We start from the raw sequence: 19,861 nt of genomic DNA on the forward strand, positions 1-19,861 counted from the left end.
GCTCAGGCGGGTGCTTGCAGCGGGAGGATGACGGTGAAGGTGCTGCCTTTGGACCATTCACTGGTGGCGGAGATTTTTCCCCCGAGCAGGGAGGTGAGACGGTGGCAGATCGCCAGTCCCAGCCCCGTGCCGTCATGCTGGCGGGTGAGGCCGCTGTCGATCTGGCGGAAGGGTTGAAACAGCTTGCTGAGATCCTCCGGCCTGATGCCGATGCCGGTGTCCGTCACCGAAAGCCGCACGGCAGGCTGCGGCGGGAGTTCCGGTGAGGGCTGGAAATCCGGGACCGGCTCGGCCGTAAGGGTGACGTGGCCCTGATCGGTGAACTTGATGGCGTTGTTCAGGAGGTTGAGCAGGATCTGGTCCACGCGGCGCTGGTCGCTCTCCATGGTGGCGAGCGCGGGGGAGAGCACGGTGGTCAGCGTGAGCTCCTTGGCTGCAGCCAGCGGCTTCACGGTGGCGGTCACGCGTTCGATGGAGGCTGGGATGTCAAATGATGTGGCGCGCAGTTCGAGCTGGCCCGCTTCGATTTTGGAAAGATCGAGCACATCGTTGATCAGCTCCAGCAGATGGCGTGCGCTGGTGCGCACCATGCCGAGCTGCTTGCTTTGTTCAGCGTTCAGGGGCCCGGCCAGGCCTTGAAGGAGGATGCCGGTGAATCCTATGATGGAGTTCAGCGGCGTGCGCAGCTCATGCGACATGGTGGCGAGAAAGGCGGATTTGAGCCGGTCCGCCGCCTCAGCGCGCACACGCGCGGCCTCCAGCTCGGTGGTGCGCGTGGCTACCTTGGCCTCCAGGCTCTCGTTGAGTTCGCGCAGCGCCACCTCGGCCTGGTGGCGCTCGGTGATGTCGATGGAAAGCAGGAAGACGCCTTCGGGCACCGGCTGGCCGCGTACATCGAACCAGCCAGTTTCGCCGTCGGGAAAAATGAACTCTGTTTCCTCATGGAACGGCAGCCTCTCCTCCAGGCAGCGCCGGATCAGGGCAAACACCCTGGACTGCTCGATGCCGGGCCAGGCGTCCTGCATGCGGCTGCCGAGCAGCTCGGTTTTTGGCCGGCGGTTTTGGATGGACGCCGCGTCGTTGAGGTAGAGGTAGCGCCATTCGAAATCGAGCAGCTGGCAGCCTTCGAGGATGTTGTCCAGCGTGCTGCGGTAGCGCTGCTCGCTCTTTTGCAGCGCCTGCTCCGCGGCATGACGCTCCGAGATGTCAATGCCCATGCCCACCAGGCAGGTGGTGCCCCTGAACACCACGCGCCGCCCGGTGAAAAAATACGGCCTGCTGCTGCCGTCCCGGCACATGAAGGGAGCTTCGACAGCGGATGCCCCCGTCTCAAAAGTCTGGGCGATGCGGTGAGCGACCTCCGTCTTGTGCTCGGAGCCAAAAAAATCCAGCGGATGCATCTGCGCGATCTCCTCGCTGCTGTACCCGGAGACGGTGGAGAAGTTCTGGTTCCAGCGCAAAAACTTGCCCTGCTCGTTGTAAAAATACACGATGCCCGGCATGCTCTCGATCATGGTTTCCATGAAGAGCCTTTCGTTTTCCGCCTCCTCCTGGGCATGCTGCCGCAGTGCCTCACGCTCCAGGTTTTCCAGCGCAAAGGAGACGTCCATGGCCGCCTCTTCCAGCAGCGCGATTTCCTGGTCCTGGAAGAAACCCGGCTCTGCCGCATAGACATTCAGCGTGCCACACACCGCGCCCTTTTGCCGGATGGGAAACACGGCGGACGCGCGCAGGTTGCGGCGGCCTGCCTCCGCACGCCAGGGCAGGGTGGCGGGGTCATTCAGCAGGTCATTGCAGATGTAGGGCCTGCCTTCACGAAACGCCGTGCCTGAGGGGCCCTGGCCTTCCGGCCGCTCATCGGTGTAAATCTGGATGTTGTGGAGATAGCCGCCGGTGTCGCCGCACTCCGCCACCGGCATGAGCCGCTTGGTTTCCGGGTCATTCCAGCCGATCCAGGCCATGAGGAAGCCTCCATGCCCGACCAGCACGGTGCAGATTTTTTTGAAAAGCTCCTCGCGCTGCGGTTTCCTCACGATGGCGTGGTTGATCTGGCTGAGCGCGGCATACAGGCGCCTGAGCCGCTCAATTTCGAGCTGGTGCTCCTGCAGCGCCTGGAGGCTGCTCGGGCTCTCGGGGCGGCTTGAGGATGGATCGGCAGAGTCAATCATCTAGGGGCAAGCCGGATGGCCTGCCTCTCTTATGCGAAGCTTCCCGCAGAATGCCAGCGTTGTTTTATTTCCAATACTTCTCCACCGCAGAGACGAGGCCGGGGATGCTGTTTTCCTGCGCCTCCACGTCCACCTTGAAGCCGTGGGCCTTGATGGCGGCACTGGTCACGGGGCCGATGCTGGCGATCTTGATGCCTTCCGGCAGCGGGACTTTGAGATTGAGGAAATGCTCGAAGGTGGAGGCGCTGGTGAAGGTGATCATGTCTGCGCCTTCTTCCTTGAGGCGGGCGAGGGCTTCGAGGTTGTCCTCCGTTTCGGCGATGGTGCGGTAGGCCTCCGCTTCATCGACGATGGCGCCCATGCCGCTGAGTTCGTTGGCGATGACTTCGCGCGTCTCCTGGGCGCGGACCCAGAGCACCTTCACGTTTTCCATGTCCTGGTGGTCCTTGAAGGCTTTGACGAGGCCTTCGGCGACGTAGTTTTTCTTGTCTGGCATGAGGTCCACGGCCAGATGGCGGGCCTTCACCTTTTCTGCGGTGCCGGGCCCGATGCAGGCGATGCGCACGCCGCCGATGCTACGGGTGTCGTTGTAGAGCTTGTCAAACATGGTGAAGAAGGCGTCCACGCCGTTCGGGCTGGTGAAGATGATCCAGTCGTAGGTGTGGCAGTCCTGCACGAGTTCGCCAAAGGACATCTGGTCTTCCACCGGCGCGATGCGGATGGTGGGGATCTCGATGACGTCGGCCCCGAGCGCGGAAAGCTGCTTGCTGAGCACACTGGCCTGGGCGCGTGTGCGGGTGACGACGATTTTTTTGCCAAACAGCGGGCGCTCTTCAAACCAGTTGAGCTGCGGGCGCTCGGTGACGACGTCTCCGATGACGGCGACTGCGGGGGCCTTGAAGCCTGCGGCCTTCACCTTGGCGGCGATGTCTGCCAGCGTGCCGGTGAGTGTTTGCTGGTGGGTGTGCGTGGCCCAGCGCACGAGTGCCACGGGGGTTTCCGGCTTGGCGCCGTGCTTCAAAAATTCGCGGGTGATCTCCTCGATGCGCTCCACGCCCATGAGGAAGACCTTGGTGCCGTCTGCCTGCGCCAGCTTGGCGTAGTCGAGCGAGGTGTCCGGCTTGGTGGGGTCTTCGTGGCCGGTGAAGATGGTGAGCTGGGAGGCGTGGGAGCGGTGGGTGACCGGGATGCCGGCATAGGCCGGGCCTGCGATGGCGGAGGTGATGCCGGGGACGATCTCAAACTTCACACCGGCTTCACGCAGCTCGGCGGCTTCCTCGGCCCCGCGGCCAAAGAGCACGGGATCACCGCCCTTGAGACGGGTGACGGTCTTGCCCTCGGTGGTGAGCTTGACGATGAGCTTGTTGATCTCTTCCTGGGAGAGGGTGTGGTCGCCGGCTTTCTTGCCCACGTAGATGCTGGCCGCGCCGTCCTTGGCATAGCGCAGGTGCGCGGGGTTGCAGAGGTAGTCGTAAACGAGCACGTCCGCCGCCTCGATGCATTCCTTTCCCTTGAGCGTGAGAAGTCCGGGGTCGCCGGGACCGGCGCCGACGAGGTAACAGATGCCAGGGGTGGTTTTCTTGGTGGCCATGGTTGGAAAGGGGGCGTGCAAGGTGTCGAATACATGGCTTATCGCAAGGCTGGATGATGGTTTCCCATTTACTGAATAAATAGCGGGGCTAAATCGTTAAGGATGCCCACCGTGCCTGCCATCCTTTTAAATCTGCCTCCTGCCTGTGATCCTGCTGAACCTGTGCTGCTGGCGATCTCAGGCGGGCGTGACTCGGTGGCGCTGCTGCACCTGCTGCGGGACGCTGGCTTTGCCCATCTGATCCTCTGCCACCTGAACCATGGCCTGCGTGGCAAGGAGTCGATCGACGATGCGGCGTTTGTGCGGCGGCTGGCGAAGAAGCTGGGGCTGAAGTGCGAGATCGAGACAGAGGATGTGGCGGCGCTGGCGGAGAAGAGCCGGCTTTCGACGGAGACGGCGGCGCGTGAGGCACGCCATGCCTTCCTGCTGCGCATGGCGGAGAAATACGACGTATGGGTGGTGCTGCTGGCGCACCATGCGGAGGATCAGGCGGAGACGATCCTGGGAAACCTCTGCCGTGGCACCGGGCTGGCCGGGCTGGCGGGCATGCGGGTGGTGCAGCGGCTGGAGTCAGGGCTGCACCTGGTGCGCCCGCTGCTGCACGTGCGGCGCAGCGAGATCGACGCCTACCTCAAGTCCAAGCGCTGCAAATACCGGGAAGACTCCAGCAACACCTCGCCCAAATACCGGCGCAACCGGTTGCGGCATGAGGCGCTGCCGCTGCTGAACGACATCTGTGTCCGCGATGTGGTGCCGCAGATGCTGCGGCTGGGCATGCTGGCAGAGCAGGATGACGACGCGCTGCAGCGGCTGGCGCTAGATTTTCTGCGTGTGGATGGCCGCGTGCTGGAGGACCGCTCCCTGCTGGTCTCTCCTGAGCTGCTGGCGCTGCACCCGGCGGTGTCCTCCCGCGTGTTTGCCCTCTGGCTGCGGGAGGTGTGGGGGCTGCCGGGCATCGACTATGAGGTGATCGATGCCGCGCTGGGCATGCTGGCGGCGGACGGGCCCGCAAAGACCAATCTGCCCGAGGGCAAGCACCTGCGCCGCAAGGCGAAGCGGCTGTGGGTGGAGTGAGGAGAAAGTACTCGTGAGCTTTAGCTCACTCTGAATTCTGGGACAATGACGTGCTGACCAGAGCGAGCTAAAGCTCGCGAGTACTTTGCAGAACCTCAGCCCTCCAGCGTGTTGATGAACAAACCGCTGCGCAGCTTGGGCTCAAACCAGGTGCTCTTCGGCGGCATGATCTGGCCGGCGTCTGAGATGGCCATGAGCTGGTCCACGGTGGTGGGGTACATGGAGAAGGCAACGGTGTGTTCCTTGCCATTCACCAGCTTTTCCAGTTCGGCGGTGCCACGGATGCCACCGATGAAGTCGATGCGCTTGCTGGTGCGCGGGTCGTCGATGCCGAGGATGGGCTTGAGCAGGCGGTCCTGCAGGATGCTGACATCGAGCTGGTCGATGGGACTGGCGTTTTTGTCCGCCTGCCAGGTGAGCTCATACCACTGGCCCTTGAGGTACATGCAGCACTGGCCGGGCTGGGTGGGGGACTTGAGCGTGGTGGGCTTGAGGGTGAAGACTGCGCTGACTTTCTTGAGGAACTCCTCGCGGTCCGTGCAGTTGAGGTCTTTCACCGCGCGGTTGTAGGGCAGGATTTTGAGCTCGTTGCCGGGGAAGAGCACGCTGAGGAACCAGTTGTAGTTTTCCTGACCGGTGTGGTTCGGGTTGGCCTCACGGCGCATCTTGCTGACGCGGAAGGCGCTGGCGGCACGGTGGTGTCCATCGGCCACGTAGGCGCAGGGCACCTGGCTCTCAAACAGGCCGGTCAGCGAGACGCAGAGGCCCAGGGAGAGGCGCCAGACCTGATGGCGCACGCCATCGGGAGCGGTGAAGTCATTGATGGGCTTCTCGTCCTTCATGAAGCTTTCGATGAGGGCGGTGATGCCCGGGCGCTGGCGGTAGGTGAGGAAGATGGGGCCGGTGTTGGCGTTGAGCTTGTCCACCAGGTTGGTGCGGTCGTCTTCCTTGTCCTGGCGGGTCTTTTCGTGCTTTTTGATGATGTCCTTCTCGTAGTCCTCGGTGTGGCAGACGGTCACCAGGCCGGTCTGGCTGTGGCCGGCGATGACCTGGCGGTAGAGGTACATGCAGGGCTTGGCCTCGCGGACGAGGATGCCGTCTTTTTGCAGGCGGTCAAAGTTCTCGCGGGCCTTGGCGTAAACGGGGGCGGAATACGGGTCGATCTCCGGGTCCAGGTCGATCTCGGCACGGTCCACATGCAGGAGACTGAAGGGCTTGCCAGTGGCAAGGGCGGCGGCCTCCTCGCGGTTGACCACGTCATAGGGGACGGCGGCGACTTCGGGGGCGTGTTGCTGGGCGGGGACGAGACCTTGGAATGTGCGGATGCGCATGGGGCGGGATAGAGCGCGGGGGGGCGCTTGTCAAACGCGGAGGCGGGGCGGGTGTGTCAGCAAAGCAAACCAGGTGCGGCGCAATTGGGCAACGGCTACCCCGCGGCGGCCTTTTCTTTCTCCTTCGCCTCATGGTTCTCCCTCGCCACTTTGCGGGCTGCGGAGACGACATGCGTGCAGGCTTCGATGCACAGGAGAGGGATGGCATTCGCGGCGTGGCTGGGCTGCGTCTTGGATGCGGCAGGGCCTTGCATGGGCTGGGTGGCATCCAGAGGCCAGAGGATGCGGCGCAGGCACTTGGTATTGGCACACGTGCGGCCGATCATGGCATGGGCCTGATCGTCGGTGATGGTGTTGACAAAGCGGTACATGCCGGTCTGGCGGCTCAAAACATCGCGCAGGGGCACGGCGGCGAGCTTTTCCTGCTCAAGGGCACGCGCCATGCCGATGGCGGCGGGGTAGAAGAAGTCGAGCGCGAGGCGCAGTTCGTCGAGATCGGGCAGATCGAGCCGCCAGCCGCGATTCAACGTCGGCGCGGAGTGCAGAGGGCGGAAGGCACCGCCAGAGTCGTTGCGGGCGATGTAAAGGGCATCGTGCGCCTCGTGGTGCACCTGCAGGCCGTCTTTGCCACGATCTGCGCTATGGCACAGCGAGTAGCTGCCGTCGGTGTTGGTGGTGATGGAGATCTCTCCGATCTCATCGAGGCCAGAATTGAGCCAGTAGGCGAGGGAGGATTTGATTTCGTCATTGGCCATGCCGGGCGGGTCCTTCACGCCGTGCTTCACGTCGAAGTCGTGCACCTGATCGAGGATGACATCGGCCATCAGCGCTTCCGTGCCGATGGCACCGCTGTAGTAGATGCTGCGGCCCTGGAGCTGGTGCGGGTTCTGGTGGAAGATGCCGCTCTCGCTGAGAGCTGCGCCCACCTCCTCCCGCATGCCGAGGAGCACGGGGATGTCCTGAAAGCTGTGCAGGCCGTCGGCGATGAAGAAGGGCACTACGACGACATTGGGCGCGGTGGTGAGCTCGGCCCACTTGGCCACAAAGGGGGCCTCCTCCATGTAAGCGTCGAGGACTTCGGCAAAGCCATAGTGCCCGGCGCGGATGAGCGCCACCTGGTCCTGGATGGCCTTGGTGGAGTTCTCATTGAGGCTGGTGCCGTGGCCCACGATGACGAGGCTGGTCTGCTCTCGCGGCACATGTGGCGCGACTTCATCGGCGCGCTGCAGCAGGAGGCGGGTCATGTTGGGGTGGATGCCCACGGGGTCGCAGTAGCGGATGGTTTTGCCATCGCGGTGCGTGGTGGGTCCGCTGAGCCGCAGCTCGCGTGGTAGCACCTGCTGGCAGAAGTAGCCCTCGCTGATGAAATTGGGCACGATGTAGATGACGTCGCTGTCCACCATCTCATAGACCTCGCGCATGTTGGGCTCCTCCTTCCAGAAGCAGCAGGCCACCTCGCGGAAAAGGCCTCGGCGGCGGATGCTGTCGGCGTGGCGGTGCGTGGGCTCGCTGGAGTCCGGGTTCGTGGTGGAACCATGACCGACGACGATGAGTGCGGCGTGTTTGTGTGAGGTCAAAGCGGGGAAAGTGAGGTGAAGTGTGTGAGTCGTCCTCGTTCTCCTGCTCGTCCTCGATCAAAACGCGAACGCTAGGTGATGCGGGGGGGGGCGAAGGACTGAAAACTGAAAATTGTCAGAGTCGGTATGCGGGAGTGGTATCGAGAATGAAAAACGGGCTGGTGTGACACTTCTCTACGCCAGCCGCCCCCGGATGGGAAACAATTCGTCATTCCGTGATTGATTCGCTTCGCTCGGCTCGGCTCGGCTCGGCTCGGCTCGGCTCGGCTCGGCATTTCTCACCCATGCCTGAACCTCACGTCCTTGATCTTGGCATCGGGCAGCTTTTCCTGCAGGCGGCGGAGGATTTTCACCTTTTCCTGCATTAGCGCGTGGTGGGCGGTGGGCTGGAGCAGGCGCACGGTCAGCACGCCGCGCTCAAAGGTGTCCGGGCGGGTGAGCCTGAAGAGAATGGTGCCCACGATCTCCTGCCAGGCGGCGAGGATGTCCTCCAGCTTCACACGGTTGGCCAGCCCGGCCTTGGCCACGATCTGGGTGGCCAGATCTCCCACCCGCAGCGTGGGCAGGTCCATCAGCGGACCGTCCTCCACACCACGCCAGGCGGCGATGAGGTTGTGGCGCCTGCGCATGGCGGCGGTGGGCTTGCGGGGGTCCATGGCGCGCATCCTAGACGGCAATCGACGCATGCTAAATCACAAATTTCAAATCTCGCATTCCTTCGGTGCGTTGTTAAAGGTGCCTCTTTCCTACCTGTCCCCCCCCAACCCCCAGCCGATTTTCAGCCATGTCCGTCGCCACCGCCACTCCCCCTGCTGCCGTCCCCACCGAGCACACCGACCCCGTGAACGCCCAGATCCTGGCTGTGAGCGAGGACCGCATCAAGGGCTTCACCCCCACGCCGTTTCAGGACATCGCCGAGGGCTGCGGCCTGCCGCTGGAGACCGTGGTGGAGCGCATCCGCGCCATGCTGCGCGCAGGCGTGATCCGCCGCGTGCGCCAGACGCTGCTTGCCAACAAGCTCGCTGAAGGCGCGCTGGTGGCCTGGAAGGTGCCCACCGAGAAGCTGGAGGCCGCCTTTGAGTTCCTCTTTAAAGAAGACCCCTTCAGCGGCCACGTGGTGCTGCGCTCCACCGACCGTGAGGTCAGCGGCAGCGACTACCGCCTGTGGACGACCCTGAAGGTGCCGCAGGACCGCAACATCAATGACCACTGCGATGTGCTGGCCCGCCTGATCGGTGCGGAGAATTACTACACCATGCAGGCCCACGGCATCTTTGCCCTGGGAGTGGGCCACGTGCGCCGCAAGACCATGGAGCCCGGCGAGAAAGCCGACGAGCCCGCCAAGATGATGACCACCAACATCGCCGAACTGGACGCCGAGGAGTGGAATGTGCTCCTGCACCTCAAGGGCGACCTGACCCCTGAAGAAGTGGGCCCCAACCCTTGGGAAGGCCGCGCCAAGGCCGCTGGTGTCTCACTGGAAAAATTCTGCGAAGTGGCCAAGCGTCTGGACCAGAAGGGCGTGATCGGCCGCTTCTCCACCTTCCTGGAGCACGTGAAGCCCAGCGCCGCTGGCGTGCGCGTGACGCGCTTCAATGCGCTTTTCCACTGGAAGGTGCCCAAGGGCATGGAAGAACGCGCCGGTGGCGAGGTGGGCCGCCACCCCATCATGACCCACTGCTACTGGCGTGAAGGCGGCGATCGCTTTGCCAATGTGAACATCATGGGCGTCATCCACGGCACCGACAAGGAAACCGTGCTGGCGCACAAGGCCGCCATCGACAAGCACCTGGCCGATGTGGGCATCCCCCTGGAATACACCAACGTCTTCTGGGGCGGCCGCAGCGAGATCAAGCCCAGCGAGATCTCACCCATCGTCTTCAAGGAATGGCACGAGAAGTATAAGGACGTGAAGGGGCCGGTGGTCTAAGCGAATGACAAAGCATGCGGCTTCGTAGGATGGGCGTGGCGACATCCCGCCCGTCCATAAGCGCGTGGCCATCATCAAGCGCCTGCGAGCGGCCACTGCACTCCCGTGATGGAGTGTGCCGTCAACGCTGGAGCGTGCGCACACGCTCGGGTCGGGCGGTTTGGCGGCGAGAGCTTGGCAGCCAGGAGAACTCCCGACGCCAAACACACCCAACCTACGTCCTAGCAAGCCCGCCATGCCTTGCGGGCCCAAGCTCACTCACTCTCCCCGTCGCCTTTCTGATGCTGCTGCCAGTGCTTCTCACTCTCCTGCAGCCAATGGTGGTATTTGGGATCGAGGACCTTCTGCTCGCGCAGGGCCTGGAGCACGGCGCGTGCGATGGCGCGGTCGTCGCTGCTCGCGGGCAGCAGATTGTGCCAGAGGGAGGTGCTGCGGTGCAGCTTGAGGGCAAAGGTTTTCGTCTTTTTCCGGCCGTCCACACTGCCCGTGACGGTGACGTTCACCGGATCGGGCCAGGAGTGCGGGACGAGGCCCAGCGTGAGAAAAGTGGACAAAAGATCCAAGCCACAGTGCGGCACGTGCGTGATGTGGTCCACCCTGGAGAGCGTGAAGCCATCCTCCTTGCGCCCGACGATGTAGCTGGCCACACGCGCCTCCTCGCTGCCGCCCTTGGGCGTCTTGGCATGCTTCCACTGCAGCCTGGGCGCGGAGAAATCACACGCCAGCCGCGTGGCGCAGGAGCCCAGGAAAAGCGGCAGGAGGAGCGCAAGGGCGTTGCAGAGCGGCGAGCGTGTCATGTGGGGGGGAGGCGACTGAGGGAGGATGGTCGGACGGCACCAAGGTTTCTGATTTCGGCCGGGTCATTCTCCCCTCCGGCAGAACAGGGCTGCGAGAAAACTGATGCCTGCAAGGGCAGAAATGCCGCCAGCCACTACGGCACCCTTTTTCGAGACATGCTCAAAGGTGTCGGGGCGTGAGAGCTTGGCAGATCCCGGACGCGCCACATCCACCTCAGAAGGATGAACGATCATGGCCGCGCCCACGAGCACGAGGCAGAGTCCAAGAATGAAGATGCCGTATTCGAAGCCGGTGAAGCGTCGCATGGATCAGCCGGGGTGACTGGGGGGCATGTCGGCCTGGGGTGGCTTGCTTTGAAGCGCATGAGGTTTCTGTCCGCTGAGCATCCACGAGCAGAATGTGGCCAGGAGCAGCAGCGCCATCACGGCAGACATGCAGCCGCCCTTTTTCTTTTGCGCCGGCCAGCCGGTATCCGGATGACCGTGGATGGCGGAGATGGGGCCGATCCGCACCGCCTCGCCCACAGGGTGGAAATGATCTGCAATGATGGAGAACAAGCGCTGACGCACCGCATCGATTTCGAGCGCGCCCTCGTAGCCTCCCATGTTGAGATGGCTGGACGCGGTAAAGACGCCCAGCACCGGCGGCCCGAGGCCGGAGGGTATGCTGCCGGCCATGCCCATCTTGGCCGCCACTTTCCCATAGTCCATGCGTTCTAATCCCACCACGAGGATGGGCTGGCTGGAGGGGCCGTGGGGATTCCGGTCCTTGCGGTAGTAAACGGTTACTGCAAAGGGGTAGTCCAGATCCCTATCATCTTCGGCAGGTTTGCCGGTCATTTCATTCATGATATCCAGCACCGTCTTGGGGTGGGTCTGCAGGACCAGCACATAGTCGCCCCACACCCAGGCCTCGCCTGGGCTGGTGCTGCTCAAGGGGGCAGGCATGGATGGAAATTGGGGGAGGGGGATCAGTGGATGCATGTGTTGATTAAAAAATAAGCTCAGGAAATCGGCAAGCTTTTTTGGGGGATTCCCTGATGGCGATGGGTGCCGCAGAATGACTGAACTCAAGTCGGTTCGATTGTGAAAAGGTGAGCCACTTGGGGGGGCTTGCACGAAGAATGCTTCCAGATTCCGTCCCCGGTTGATCTCAGAGGCTCTGCATGATGCAGGAGAACACCCCCAGATGACAAAGCCTGGCCAGAATCGCCACCATGGCCAGCGCGCAGAGCCCGTGCATCATCTTGTGGTAAGTGCTGGTATCTTTGAAAGACAAGCGTGCCAGCAAAACAAAAGCCAGCAGCGCTGCGGGATAGAGCAGCAGGGACCAGGGGGCCATCAAATAGATGAGCTTTCCCTCCGGCCCCCTGAACTTCATGCTGCCACTGGGCGTGTTGTCGTCCCCGTAATACTCCGTACGCCACGCTTCGATGCTGGCACCCCAGTCAAACACCAGCTCCGTGCCGTACCATGCCACGACGGAATAGACGCACATCAGCAGTGCCAGCGCCCTGCCAAACTCAAAGCAGCGCTGCCGGGTTTGAAGGAGCCCATGAGGTGTGTCCGACTCTGACTGAGGCGTCTGGTAGAGGTTCATGATCTGGCATCAAAAAAGATCGAAACGGCGGGACACTCCGCCAGGCTTTGCGCGAGTCCGCCCTGGGTTCATCTTTTACCCTCCACCTTCTTCGGAATCGCGAGGGTCACGGAGTAAGCGGCTGCGTCATTCGGGGAGTCGTCAAAGTAGAGGATGAAGCCGTCTGCGGTGGGCTCCAGGGCCACGAGATCGCGGCCCTGGCGCTGGGTGATGCGGGCGTGGGGGAGGTCCAGCGTGGCGTATTTGGACCACAGGGCGGGGGACTTGCGCGGGTTATACCACGGAATACCATCAAAGGTCAGGTCATCGGGCTCGGACCAGTGGAGGTGCGTCCACTTCACGCCCGCTGGGGTGAAGGTGAATCTTTCGCTGCCGTCGATCAGGCCGGTGATGGTCAGGTGCTCACATGCTGGCGGTGGCTTGGGCGTGGTGCAGCAGCTGGAGAGGAGGATAAATGCGAGGGCGGTGAGCGGTATCATGGGGAGTGCGGGAAGGGGTCGGGATGTCACAGTGCGGCGGTTCCGGGAGAGTCGGCCGCTGTGGCGGGCGCGTCGTTTTTCTGAGTTCCTCGTTCCCGGTAGCGGAGGCTGGAGGACCACCGCTGGGCCGGGAGCTCCACGCAGCGGTAGAGCAGCCACGCCGCGCCGATGGAGACGGCCACGGCTGCGAGCAGTGCGGCCAGCCTCCCTGGCATGGAAAGGTCAAACTTCTGGCTGAAATTCACCACCCGGCTGCCCACGGGGATGTGCAGCAGGTAGAGCGAGTAGGAGATCTGCCCCAGGAAGAGAAAGATGGGGTGCTCCTTCGGTCCGGACAGCCCCAGCAGCAAAGCCGTGGCGGCTGCGGTGGCCGCGATCAGGCCCCCATTTACCAGCCACGCACCGCCCCCCAACAGCAGCACTCCCAGCCAAAACCCGCTGCGCCCCAGCAGGCCCACGCGCAGCTGAAAGGCCGCCATGCCCAGCATGAAGAGAAACAGCCAGTGAAAGAGATGCTGCTCCGCCGGCAGCAGCACCGCCAGGCATGCCAGCACGGCAAACGCCGCCACACGCACGCCTGCGGCACGATGCGCCAGCACTGGAAACAGCAGGCCTACCAGCAAATAATACTGCAGCTCGATGGCCAGCGTCCAGAAGGCGGGATTCAGCCAGGGCTGCCCGGCCAGCGCATTCAGGTAGCCCAGATGCAGCACCACCTGCACAAAGGTGGGCTCAAAGGGCGGCCCCCTGAAGCCGGGCAGCGCGCTGCACACGTAGCCCAGCACGAGCAGGATGACGATGCTGGCGAGGTAGGGCGGGTCCAGCCGTATGATGCGCCTGAGGATGAAGCGGCCGTAGTCTGCCATGCGGTAGCCGCTGCGCTGCAGCGCATAAGGAATGATGAAGCCCGAGATAACAAAAAAGACCTCCACCCCCAGCCAGCCGTGGGTGCCGGACGACTTCAAAAGGCCCTCCGGCAGGAAATTTGCGCTGCCATTGGTAAAGTGGTACCAGCACACCGCCAGCGCCGCAAAGCCACGCAGCATGTCCACGACTGGAAGCCTGGGAGATGCGGAGGTCATGCGTCAGATGCCCGGAGTGACGGGGCCCGGTTCAACACGGGGAATGCCGGCATGGACTGCATCGCGGACGGGGGGCTGCTCATGCCTCAGTGTATTGCGGAGCTGCGCATGTGCGCAAGGATTATGCGGAGGCAGCGGGTGGAGCATGGAGATGCTGGCCTGAGGCGCGGGCCAGCGCGGCCTCCACCACCGTGCTTTTGGCGTCTGCGTAGGCGTTCATGTCCGGCCATTCCTGTGTGGCGAGCCTGCGCTTCACTGACTCGTAGTGCAGGCGGTCTTCTGAGTGGGTGCGCAGCCAGTCGCGGAACAGGACGTGCCGGGTGTGCTCCACGCAGCCGGTGGTGAAGATGTGAATGTGAACGTCCAGCTCCGGGGTGCGGAGCATGCGGTGCTGGTGCCAGTCCGGCTCGCGCACACGCAGGGTGTAGCCTGCGGCCAGCAGGGGCTCCAAGTAGGCGGCCTCGTTGGCGGAGTCTGCCACGAGCAGATCGATGTCGATGATCGGCTTGGCCGCCAGTCCGGGGACGGCGGTGGAGCCTACGTGCTCGATGGCCAGCGACTTTTCACCCAGTGCCTGGGAGATGATGGCGGCATGATGCTCAAACTTCGCCGCCCAGCGCGGATCGTGATCCACGATGACGATCTCACGCTTTTCAATGCCGCCGATCAGGACTTCGCTCATGGGGTGGGTGCGTTGGGATGACTGGGGTTTGATTCGCCGCTTTTCTTCTTCTCCGCATGCAGATTCACAAAGGCTCCGTCCACGCCCAGCCTGCGCACGCTCTGCCTGGAGCGCAGCTCCCACACGCAGCTCGCGAACACTTCATAGCCCCGCTGCTTCAGGGCCTTCACGAGCCGGCGTGTCAACACCAGCTGGTTGATCATGCAGCAGTCCCAAGGCTGCTGCTTCCACAAAGCCGCAAGGGCGGGGAGCAGGCCAAAGCGGGCCAGACGAATGTCGGGCATCAACTGCCGCATTCTGCGCAAAACGCTGCTCCTGTGCGAAGCCAGGACCACCTTCTCCCATGGGAGATGCTCTGCGAGGTAATCGGCCACGCAGATGAGATCTGCCTCGGAGTAATCGCCCTTGAGGTGGGCGATGAGGCGCATGTGGGGGCCAAGTTCCGCCAGGCATTCGCGCAGCTCGCACTTTGTATTCCACCCAAAATGCGCGCAGTGGAATTCGCCTTCCACAGCACGCATCACATCCAGTTCCACATAGTCTGCTTCATGCTGTGCAGCGAGGCGCACGCCGGCAGGGCTGTTTTGCATGCAGCGGGCCATGCCGCCACGGTGGGCGATGGTTTTCATGGGGCAGTGTGGACCACGGACGGCGCTGGATCAAAGCACCAAAAGTGCGATCTATCGCAGCTCAGAGCAACGCCCTGGGAATGCGGCACGAAAAGCCGGAAGCCCTGAAAGGGCGGCCTAACTCAGGTGGCCTTCGACATCAACCAACCGAACGTGCCGCGTCAATCCCACACATACCGTTCATCAAACGGCACCTTGTGCTTCGCCAGAAACTCCCGGTACTCTTCCTGAAACGTCTTTACCCGATGATGCTCCTCCTGATCGCGGATGTAGTTCGCCACCTTGGGCACATTCGATTTGCTGACCGAGAACGCCCCGTATCCCGCCTGTCAGTGCCGCATCCTGCGTCTTGATCCATTTGGAGGACGATTTCTTCACGTCTTCCACCACCAGCGCCAGCGTGACCGTGCGGCCCATGTTGAAAAGCAGATGCACGTGATCCGCCACCGAGTTGATGAGCACCGCCGGGGAGTTCAGGTTGGCCAGCACCGTGGCCATGTACGCGTACAGATCCGGACGCACCGAGGCGGACAGGCAGGGCACCCGTTCCTTCGTGGAGAAAATCAGGTGGATGTAGAGGTTCGCGAGCGATTGCGGCATGGGCGGATGGCGATGCGCGCGGAGGGACGGGAGTTGAAGGAATTAGGCCGCCCCTTCAGGGCTCCCGAAATAGAACCGGGAAACGGGTGGTTGTAAACCTAGGGCGTTGCCTTGGGCTGTGTTAGGTCGCACCTTTAGTGCTTCAAGCGGCAGCGAGAGCGCTCGTCCACCTCAGGCCGGAGAAAGGTGTGCGAAAATTTCGCCTCGACCGAGTTCCATTCATTTCAGGCGTTTTAACTATGGATGGTGTCATTTCTCAGAAAGTTTGGCCAACTCGATCTCGAGCTCTTTCTCCTTGATGAGATGATAAAGCAGATGGGCTCGAGATGCCAAGGCTGATGACTCGGGGTTATGTTTGCCACGCTTCTGCATGTAGTCTGCCAAGATCGCCCGCACTTCTTCGGTTTTTCCCTGGTTCAGGAGATTGTCGCACTTTTTTATAAACTCGTCGAGACGCGCACTTTGTGCTCCTGTAGACGCATACATTTCCAAGACTCGATACGCGAAAATGATCCCTGGAATGGCTAAGATGGCGAGAATTACTCTGAGGCGTCGCGAATGCGGAAGCGTTGGAAGGATAACCAACAGTATCAGGGCCAGGAAGAAGAGAGCGATGACAATTTCCATGTGCTTGTTCTGCTTGGACGCTTGTTCTTATCGAATCAGAAAAGCCTTCGCGGATCAATCAAAAACGCCTTCCCCTTTTCAGGAGAAGGCGTCGGATGAATCGAAAGATCCGTGAGTCCTAACTTACGCCACAATCGGCAGCAAGTTCGCTTTGCACCACTCACCGTTCTGCTTGGTGACGCCATCGGGGTCGTCCACGGCGCAGTGGGCTTCGTCTTCGCAGATGATCCAGCCGGAGTAGTTGCGGGCGACGAGCCATTCGGTGATCTTATGGAAGTCGAGCTTGCCGGTGCCCATCTGGGCCCAGGGCTCGGCGCCGTTGCCGGAGAAGTCCTTGTAGTGAATGTGGTTCACCAGGTGCTGCCACTTGTTGAGAGTGGCGATGACGTCCATGCCGCCGCGGATGATGTGGCCCACGTCCGGGGTCCAGCCGGTGACCTTGGGGTCGAGGCTGCTGAGGACGACGTCGTAGTCTTCCTGCGTGCGGACGAGGGAGGCGGGCGGGGAGTTCGGGTGGTAGGAGGCCTTGATGCCGAGATCAGCGGCGCGCTTGGAGACGGCGTTGACGTTCTTGGCGATGTTGAGGCGGCGATTTTGGAGGTTGTCTTTGCGGCCGCTTGGCAGCGTGACGGTGCCGAGCATGGAGCCGGGGAAGTGCTTGAGGAAATTGAGCGTGAAGTCAGCGGCTTCCTTTTCGTTTGGCGCTTCGGTTTCACCGTCCCAGGCGCAGACCAGGGCCAGGCCGGCGAGCTGCACGTTGTACTTCTGCAGCACGTCCTTGAGCTTGATGGGGTCGATGAAGTCACCGAGCCAGTACTTGGAGCAGCCGAGGGCGCTCTGGGAGATCTCCAGCACCATCGGCTCGATGCCGGTGAAGCCTGCTTCTGAGGCGACCTTGATCATGTGGTCGAGCTTGTTGTCGTAGCCTTTGCCGGTGCCCTGCATGAACCAGGTGTAAACTTCGGAGCCGAATTGGATTTTGCCCATGGTGTGTGTGTGGTTGTCGGTTTTGCGTTTCTAGGTGGAAATCACCCCGGCTGTTTTTAGAGAAAAAGCCGGAGGCGCGGCATTGGAGACGAACGAGTGCGGACTGTCCAGCGGCAAAGTGGTGCGCGTGCTTACGGCTTTTCCGGCGGCGGGGGGAGGCCAGCGGGGATGTCTGCGGTGTCGCGGTTGCGGATGTCGTGGGCGATCTCGGCGATGACGTTGGTGCTGTCCCGGCGTTTGGTCTTGGTGAGCACCAGCGGAATGCGCAGGGTGCCGCGCGTGGGGCCGCTGCGGCGCATGACGAGGACCTCGGCATCGAGCACGATGTCGTGCTGCTTTTCGGCATCGAGGCTGACGTAGGGGCCCAGCAGCAGGCTGGCGCGGGTGAGACCGGCTGTTTTTGCGGGCTGGAATCCGGCGCGGCCGGCAAAGCCCCTTGGCTCCATAGGGGCCTGAAAGCCCTCCGCCCCGCTGAGGCGCAGGCTTTTCACTTCAAACCACTGCTGATCTCCCGGCTGGCCAAAGGCGTGCAGGCGCATCTGGTAGGGACCCACTTCAGACACCACCGCGCTGCCGACGACCACGGCGCTCAGCGCCAGACCGGACTCGGTGGCCTTGGGGATGAACTCCACCCGAAAGGCGCTGCCGCCTGCCGTGGGGGCCGGGGTGCTGGACTGGTAGTCGTAACGTGTGGTGAAGACATGGACGCAGGAGGGCAGCCAGAGGAGGGCAAGCAGGGCGATCAGCAGGCGCATGCGGGCGAGCATGCAGGGGAGGTGGGATGGAAGCGAGCGGGAAGAGCGCTTGGGGACATTTCACATTGAGAAATGAATCACTTGTGTTGACAATATTAGTTAAGTTTAATATAATTACCATAATATGCCGATTTCTCGTTTCTTTGTTCTGTTAGCCGTTTTGCTCCTGCCTTTCGGCATGGCGCAGGCGCTGACTTGGGACGAGGGGCTGAACGGCGACCTCTCGGATGACGGGGCAGCACCGACGCTGCTGGGCACCCTGAGCGCCGGCAGCAATCTGATCACCGGCACCATGGGCGCTCTCAATGGTGCGCCGCCGCTGGATGCGGACATCTGGAATTTCACGATCGCCCCTGGCTATTACCTCACGGGGATCAATCTGGTGGGGTATTCCAGCGCCAGCGGCAGCCTGGGAAATGATTCCTTCATGGCCATTGCCAACGGGGGCTCCATCAATCTGAGCGACCCCTCGCAGCATTTGAGCAATGCACTCTGGGGTTACGCGCAGGATGGCTTTGGCAACACCTACAACGACCTGCTGATGCTGCTGGACCTGGGGCCGGAGTTTGGCGGCATCGGCTTTGACGGGCCGCTGCCTTCGGGAAACTACACCTTTTGGATTCAGGAGGGCTCAGACCAGATCAATTACAGCATCGACTTTGTGACGACGCCCGTGCCGGTGCCGGAGCCGGGGAGCCTGATGCTGCTGGGGGTGGCGGGGCTGTGGATGCTGCGCCGCCGGAGGTGAGCGGGGCAGGGGAGGACTGTGAGACCAGGGCGGGGGCTCTGACCGCTGATTGCTGGCCATCGGCCACCGACAGAGGGGAGAGGGTTTGCAAAGAGGCTGGGCTGCGGCTAAGGCGGGCGGCACATGATTCGGAATCTCTTGTTCGACTGGTCCGGGACGCTGGTGGATGACCTGCCAGGGGTGGTGGGCGCTGTGAATGGCATGCTGCGCAGCGTCGGGGCGGCGGAAATGAGCCGGGAGGAGTTCCGGGCACGCTTCCGGCTGCCCTACACCGAATTCTTTGCCGAGGTGCTGCCTGAGGTGCCGCTGCAGCGCCTGCAGGAGCTCTACCTGGAGCATTTCACCCATGCGCATGAGGATCTGGAGATCCTGCCTCACGCGCTGGAGTTCATCCAGTTTGCCGCAGTCACAGGCAGGCGCATGGTGGTGCTCAGCAGCGCGCCCCTGCCGCATGTCACGGCCCAGGCGGAGGCGCTGGGTGTGCGGGCTGCCTTTGAGGTCCTGCGCTGCGGCGTGGTGGACAAGCGGGAGGAAATCCACGGCCTGCTGGCAGAGCTGGACATGACCCCGGAGGAGACTGCCTTCATCGGCGACATGCGGCATGACATCGACGCCGGAAAAGCCGCAGGGGTGGTGAGCATCGCCACCTGCACGGGGTATGAGACGGCGGCCCAGCTCCTCACCTCCGGGCCGGACATGCTGGTGCCAGATCTCTCCCGCCTGCCCGCGCTCCTGGGTGGCCTGGGCGGGCATGACAAGGCCTACCCCGTGGCCACGGTGGGCGCGCTGATTTTGAATTCCAAAGACGAGTTGCTTCTCATCCGCACGCACAAGTGGAGCCACCGCTGGGGCATCCCGGGCGGCAAGATCAAGCGCGGGGAGACCTGCGAGGAGGCGCTGATCCGCGAGATTCAGGAGGAGACGGCGCTCACGCTGCGGGACATCGAATTCATCATGGTGCAGGACTGCATCGAGCCGCCCGAGTTTCAGCGCTCCGCGCACTTCCTGCTGCTCAACTACACCGCACGTTGCGCGGATGCGCAGCCGCAGGTGGTGCTGAATGAGGAGGCCCAGGATTTCCGCTGGGTGCCTCTGGCCGCAGCGCTGCAGATGGACCTGAACATCCCCACGCGCGTGCTGATTGATGAGTGTGTCAGGCGGGGGCTCTTGGAGAAATGACCAAGCAAGGCCAAATGCCAAAAGC

20 protein-coding genes and 1 pseudogene are annotated in these 19,861 nt (G+C 62.5%); 4 read left to right on the forward strand and 17 right to left on the reverse strand.

The genetic code is table 11. The features are described from left to right. Positions 1 to 2 precede the first annotated feature (2 nt). Both ACFQDI_RS04120 and cobA read right to left on the reverse strand, forming a co-directional pair. Positions 3 to 2,168 carry an ATP-binding protein gene (locus ACFQDI_RS04120; RefSeq protein WP_377163698.1) on the reverse strand — a complete coding sequence of 722 codons (2,166 nt, stop codon included), beginning with the start codon at positions 2,166 to 2,168 and terminating at the stop codon, positions 3 to 5. A 64-nt stretch (positions 2,169 to 2,232) separates the two neighbouring features. Beyond that, positions 2,233 to 3,759 carry a uroporphyrinogen-III C-methyltransferase gene (gene cobA, locus ACFQDI_RS04125; RefSeq protein ID WP_377163700.1) on the reverse strand — a complete coding sequence of 509 codons (1,527 nt, stop codon included), beginning with the start codon at positions 3,757 to 3,759 and terminating at the stop codon, positions 2,233 to 2,235. Between the two features lie 111 nt (positions 3,760 to 3,870). Between cobA and tilS the strand changes: the two genes are divergently transcribed. Then, a complete protein-coding gene (gene tilS, locus ACFQDI_RS04130; RefSeq protein ID WP_377163702.1) occupies positions 3,871 to 4,833 on the forward strand; it encodes a tRNA lysidine(34) synthetase TilS in 963 nt (320 codons plus the stop codon). Positions 4,834 to 4,928: 95 nt separating this feature from the next. Here the strand turns inward: tilS and ACFQDI_RS04135 are convergent, their stop codons facing one another. The 3 genes from ACFQDI_RS04135 to ACFQDI_RS04145 all read right to left on the reverse strand — a co-directional run bounded on the left by ACFQDI_RS04135 (position 4,929) and on the right by ACFQDI_RS04145 (position 8,397). Then, positions 4,929 to 6,164, reverse strand: a complete 1,236-nt coding sequence (locus tag ACFQDI_RS04135) for a DUF1015 domain-containing protein (RefSeq protein WP_377163704.1) — start codon at positions 6,162 to 6,164, stop codon at positions 4,929 to 4,931. A gap of 95 nt (positions 6,165 to 6,259) precedes the next feature. Then, positions 6,260 to 7,741: a CbiX/SirB N-terminal domain-containing protein gene (locus ACFQDI_RS04140; RefSeq protein WP_377163706.1), complete on the reverse strand. Its 1,482-nt coding sequence runs from the start codon at positions 7,739 to 7,741 to the stop codon at positions 6,260 to 6,262. Positions 7,742 to 8,019: 278 nt separating this feature from the next. After that, positions 8,020 to 8,397 carry a DciA family protein gene (locus tag ACFQDI_RS04145; RefSeq protein ID WP_377163708.1) on the reverse strand — a complete coding sequence of 126 codons (378 nt, stop codon included), beginning with the start codon at positions 8,395 to 8,397 and terminating at the stop codon, positions 8,020 to 8,022. A 128-nt stretch (positions 8,398 to 8,525) separates the two neighbouring features. Between ACFQDI_RS04145 and ACFQDI_RS04150 the strand changes: the two genes are divergently transcribed. Continuing rightward, positions 8,526 to 9,671 carry an Lrp/AsnC family transcriptional regulator gene (locus ACFQDI_RS04150; RefSeq protein WP_377163710.1) on the forward strand — a complete coding sequence of 382 codons (1,146 nt, stop codon included), beginning with the start codon at positions 8,526 to 8,528 and terminating at the stop codon, positions 9,669 to 9,671. A 254-nt stretch (positions 9,672 to 9,925) separates the two neighbouring features. On the opposite strand, the gene ACFQDI_RS04155 is transcribed toward ACFQDI_RS04150, so the two are convergent. The 12 genes and pseudogenes from ACFQDI_RS04155 to ACFQDI_RS04210 all read right to left on the reverse strand — a co-directional run bounded on the left by ACFQDI_RS04155 (position 9,926) and on the right by ACFQDI_RS04210 (position 17,921). Continuing rightward, the gene (locus ACFQDI_RS04155; protein ID WP_377163712.1) at positions 9,926 to 10,468 is read right to left on the reverse strand and encodes a hypothetical protein; all 543 of its coding nucleotides are present in this window, start codon (positions 10,466 to 10,468) and stop codon (positions 9,926 to 9,928) included. Between the two features lie 63 nt (positions 10,469 to 10,531). Beyond that, positions 10,532 to 10,774, reverse strand: coding sequence for a hypothetical protein (locus ACFQDI_RS04160; RefSeq protein ID WP_377163714.1), 243 nt, complete (start codon positions 10,772 to 10,774; stop codon positions 10,532 to 10,534). A 3-nt stretch (positions 10,775 to 10,777) separates the two neighbouring features. After that, positions 10,778 to 11,416: a hypothetical protein gene (locus ACFQDI_RS04165; protein WP_377163716.1), complete on the reverse strand. Its 639-nt coding sequence runs from the start codon at positions 11,414 to 11,416 to the stop codon at positions 10,778 to 10,780. Positions 11,417 to 11,621: 205 nt separating this feature from the next. Beyond that, positions 11,622 to 12,068, reverse strand: a complete 447-nt coding sequence (locus tag ACFQDI_RS04170) for a hypothetical protein (RefSeq protein WP_377163717.1) — start codon at positions 12,066 to 12,068, stop codon at positions 11,622 to 11,624. A 68-nt stretch (positions 12,069 to 12,136) separates the two neighbouring features. Then, a complete protein-coding gene (locus tag ACFQDI_RS04175; protein ID WP_377163718.1) occupies positions 12,137 to 12,547 on the reverse strand; it encodes a hypothetical protein in 411 nt (136 codons plus the stop codon). Positions 12,548 to 12,573: 26 nt separating this feature from the next. After that, on the reverse strand, positions 12,574 to 13,629 hold the full coding sequence (locus tag ACFQDI_RS04180; protein ID WP_377163720.1) for an acyltransferase family protein: 1,056 nt from the start codon (positions 13,627 to 13,629) through the stop codon (positions 12,574 to 12,576). Positions 13,630 to 13,750: 121 nt separating this feature from the next. After that, positions 13,751 to 14,311 (reverse strand): GrpB family protein, encoded by a 561-nt coding sequence (locus tag ACFQDI_RS04185; RefSeq protein ID WP_377163722.1) that lies wholly within the window; start codon positions 14,309 to 14,311, stop codon positions 13,751 to 13,753. Next, a complete protein-coding gene (locus ACFQDI_RS04190) occupies positions 14,308 to 14,940 on the reverse strand; it encodes a glycerophosphodiester phosphodiesterase (protein ID WP_377163724.1) in 633 nt (210 codons plus the stop codon). The genes ACFQDI_RS04185 and ACFQDI_RS04190 overlap by 4 nt, the downstream gene beginning before the upstream one ends. Positions 14,941 to 15,101: 161 nt before the next feature. Beyond that, positions 15,102 to 15,540: pseudogene (locus ACFQDI_RS04195) on the reverse strand (IS200/IS605 family transposase). 249 nt (positions 15,541 to 15,789) lie between these two features. Further along, positions 15,790 to 16,167: a hypothetical protein gene (locus ACFQDI_RS04200; RefSeq protein ID WP_377163728.1), complete on the reverse strand. Its 378-nt coding sequence runs from the start codon at positions 16,165 to 16,167 to the stop codon at positions 15,790 to 15,792. A 123-nt stretch (positions 16,168 to 16,290) separates the two neighbouring features. Then, positions 16,291 to 17,154 (reverse strand): sugar phosphate isomerase/epimerase family protein, encoded by an 864-nt coding sequence (locus tag ACFQDI_RS04205; protein WP_377163730.1) that lies wholly within the window; start codon positions 17,152 to 17,154, stop codon positions 16,291 to 16,293. A gap of 131 nt (positions 17,155 to 17,285) precedes the next feature. Next, complete coding sequence (locus ACFQDI_RS04210; protein ID WP_377163732.1) at positions 17,286 to 17,921, reverse strand: hypothetical protein; 636 nt, start codon at positions 17,919 to 17,921, stop codon at positions 17,286 to 17,288. A 148-nt stretch (positions 17,922 to 18,069) separates the two neighbouring features. Between ACFQDI_RS04210 and ACFQDI_RS04215 the strand changes: the two genes are divergently transcribed. Further along, entirely contained in the window at positions 18,070 to 18,657 is a 588-nt protein-coding gene (locus tag ACFQDI_RS04215; protein ID WP_377163734.1) for a PEP-CTERM sorting domain-containing protein, read from the forward strand. A 123-nt stretch (positions 18,658 to 18,780) separates the two neighbouring features. After that, positions 18,781 to 19,836 carry an NUDIX domain-containing protein gene (locus tag ACFQDI_RS04220; protein ID WP_377163736.1) on the forward strand — a complete coding sequence of 352 codons (1,056 nt, stop codon included), beginning with the start codon at positions 18,781 to 18,783 and terminating at the stop codon, positions 19,834 to 19,836. Positions 19,837 to 19,861: the final 25 nt, after the last annotated feature.

Origin of the sequence: Prosthecobacter fluviatilis, from assembly GCF_042655725.1 — a bacterium.
GTDB classification, from domain to species: Bacteria; Verrucomicrobiota; Verrucomicrobiia; order Verrucomicrobiales; family Verrucomicrobiaceae; genus Prosthecobacter; species Prosthecobacter fluviatilis.

Coding starts and splice junctions, on each gene's coding strand:
- ACFQDI_RS04120 (WP_377163698.1), bottom strand. CDS start 2,168: ATGATTGACTCTGCCGATCCATCCTCAAGCCGCCCCGAGAGCCCGAGC.
- cobA (WP_377163700.1), bottom strand. CDS start 3,759: ATGGCCACCAAGAAAACCACCCCTGGCATCTGTTACCTCGTCGGCGCC.
- ACFQDI_RS04135 (WP_377163704.1), bottom strand. CDS start 6,164: ATGCGCATCCGCACATTCCAAGGTCTCGTCCCCGCCCAGCAACACGCC.
- ACFQDI_RS04145 (WP_377163708.1), bottom strand. CDS start 8,397: ATGGACCCCCGCAAGCCCACCGCCGCCATGCGCAGGCGCCACAACCTC.
- ACFQDI_RS04150 (WP_377163710.1), top strand. CDS start 8,526: ATGTCCGTCGCCACCGCCACTCCCCCTGCTGCCGTCCCCACCGAGCAC.
- ACFQDI_RS04155 (WP_377163712.1), bottom strand. CDS start 10,468: ATGACACGCTCGCCGCTCTGCAACGCCCTTGCGCTCCTCCTGCCGCTT.
- ACFQDI_RS04160 (WP_377163714.1), bottom strand. CDS start 10,774: ATGCGACGCTTCACCGGCTTCGAATACGGCATCTTCATTCTTGGACTC.
- ACFQDI_RS04165 (WP_377163716.1), bottom strand. CDS start 11,416: ATGCCTGCCCCCTTGAGCAGCACCAGCCCAGGCGAGGCCTGGGTGTGG.
- ACFQDI_RS04170 (WP_377163717.1), bottom strand. CDS start 12,068: ATGAACCTCTACCAGACGCCTCAGTCAGAGTCGGACACACCTCATGGG.
- ACFQDI_RS04175 (WP_377163718.1), bottom strand. CDS start 12,547: ATGATACCGCTCACCGCCCTCGCATTTATCCTCCTCTCCAGCTGCTGC.
- ACFQDI_RS04180 (WP_377163720.1), bottom strand. CDS start 13,629: ATGACCTCCGCATCTCCCAGGCTTCCAGTCGTGGACATGCTGCGTGGC.
- ACFQDI_RS04185 (WP_377163722.1), bottom strand. CDS start 14,311: ATGAGCGAAGTCCTGATCGGCGGCATTGAAAAGCGTGAGATCGTCATC.
- ACFQDI_RS04190 (WP_377163724.1), bottom strand. CDS start 14,940: ATGAAAACCATCGCCCACCGTGGCGGCATGGCCCGCTGCATGCAAAAC.
- ACFQDI_RS04200 (WP_377163728.1), bottom strand. CDS start 16,167: ATGGAAATTGTCATCGCTCTCTTCTTCCTGGCCCTGATACTGTTGGTT.
- ACFQDI_RS04205 (WP_377163730.1), bottom strand. CDS start 17,154: ATGGGCAAAATCCAATTCGGCTCCGAAGTTTACACCTGGTTCATGCAG.
- ACFQDI_RS04210 (WP_377163732.1), bottom strand. CDS start 17,921: ATGCTCGCCCGCATGCGCCTGCTGATCGCCCTGCTTGCCCTCCTCTGG.
- ACFQDI_RS04220 (WP_377163736.1), top strand. CDS start 18,781: ATGATTCGGAATCTCTTGTTCGACTGGTCCGGGACGCTGGTGGATGAC.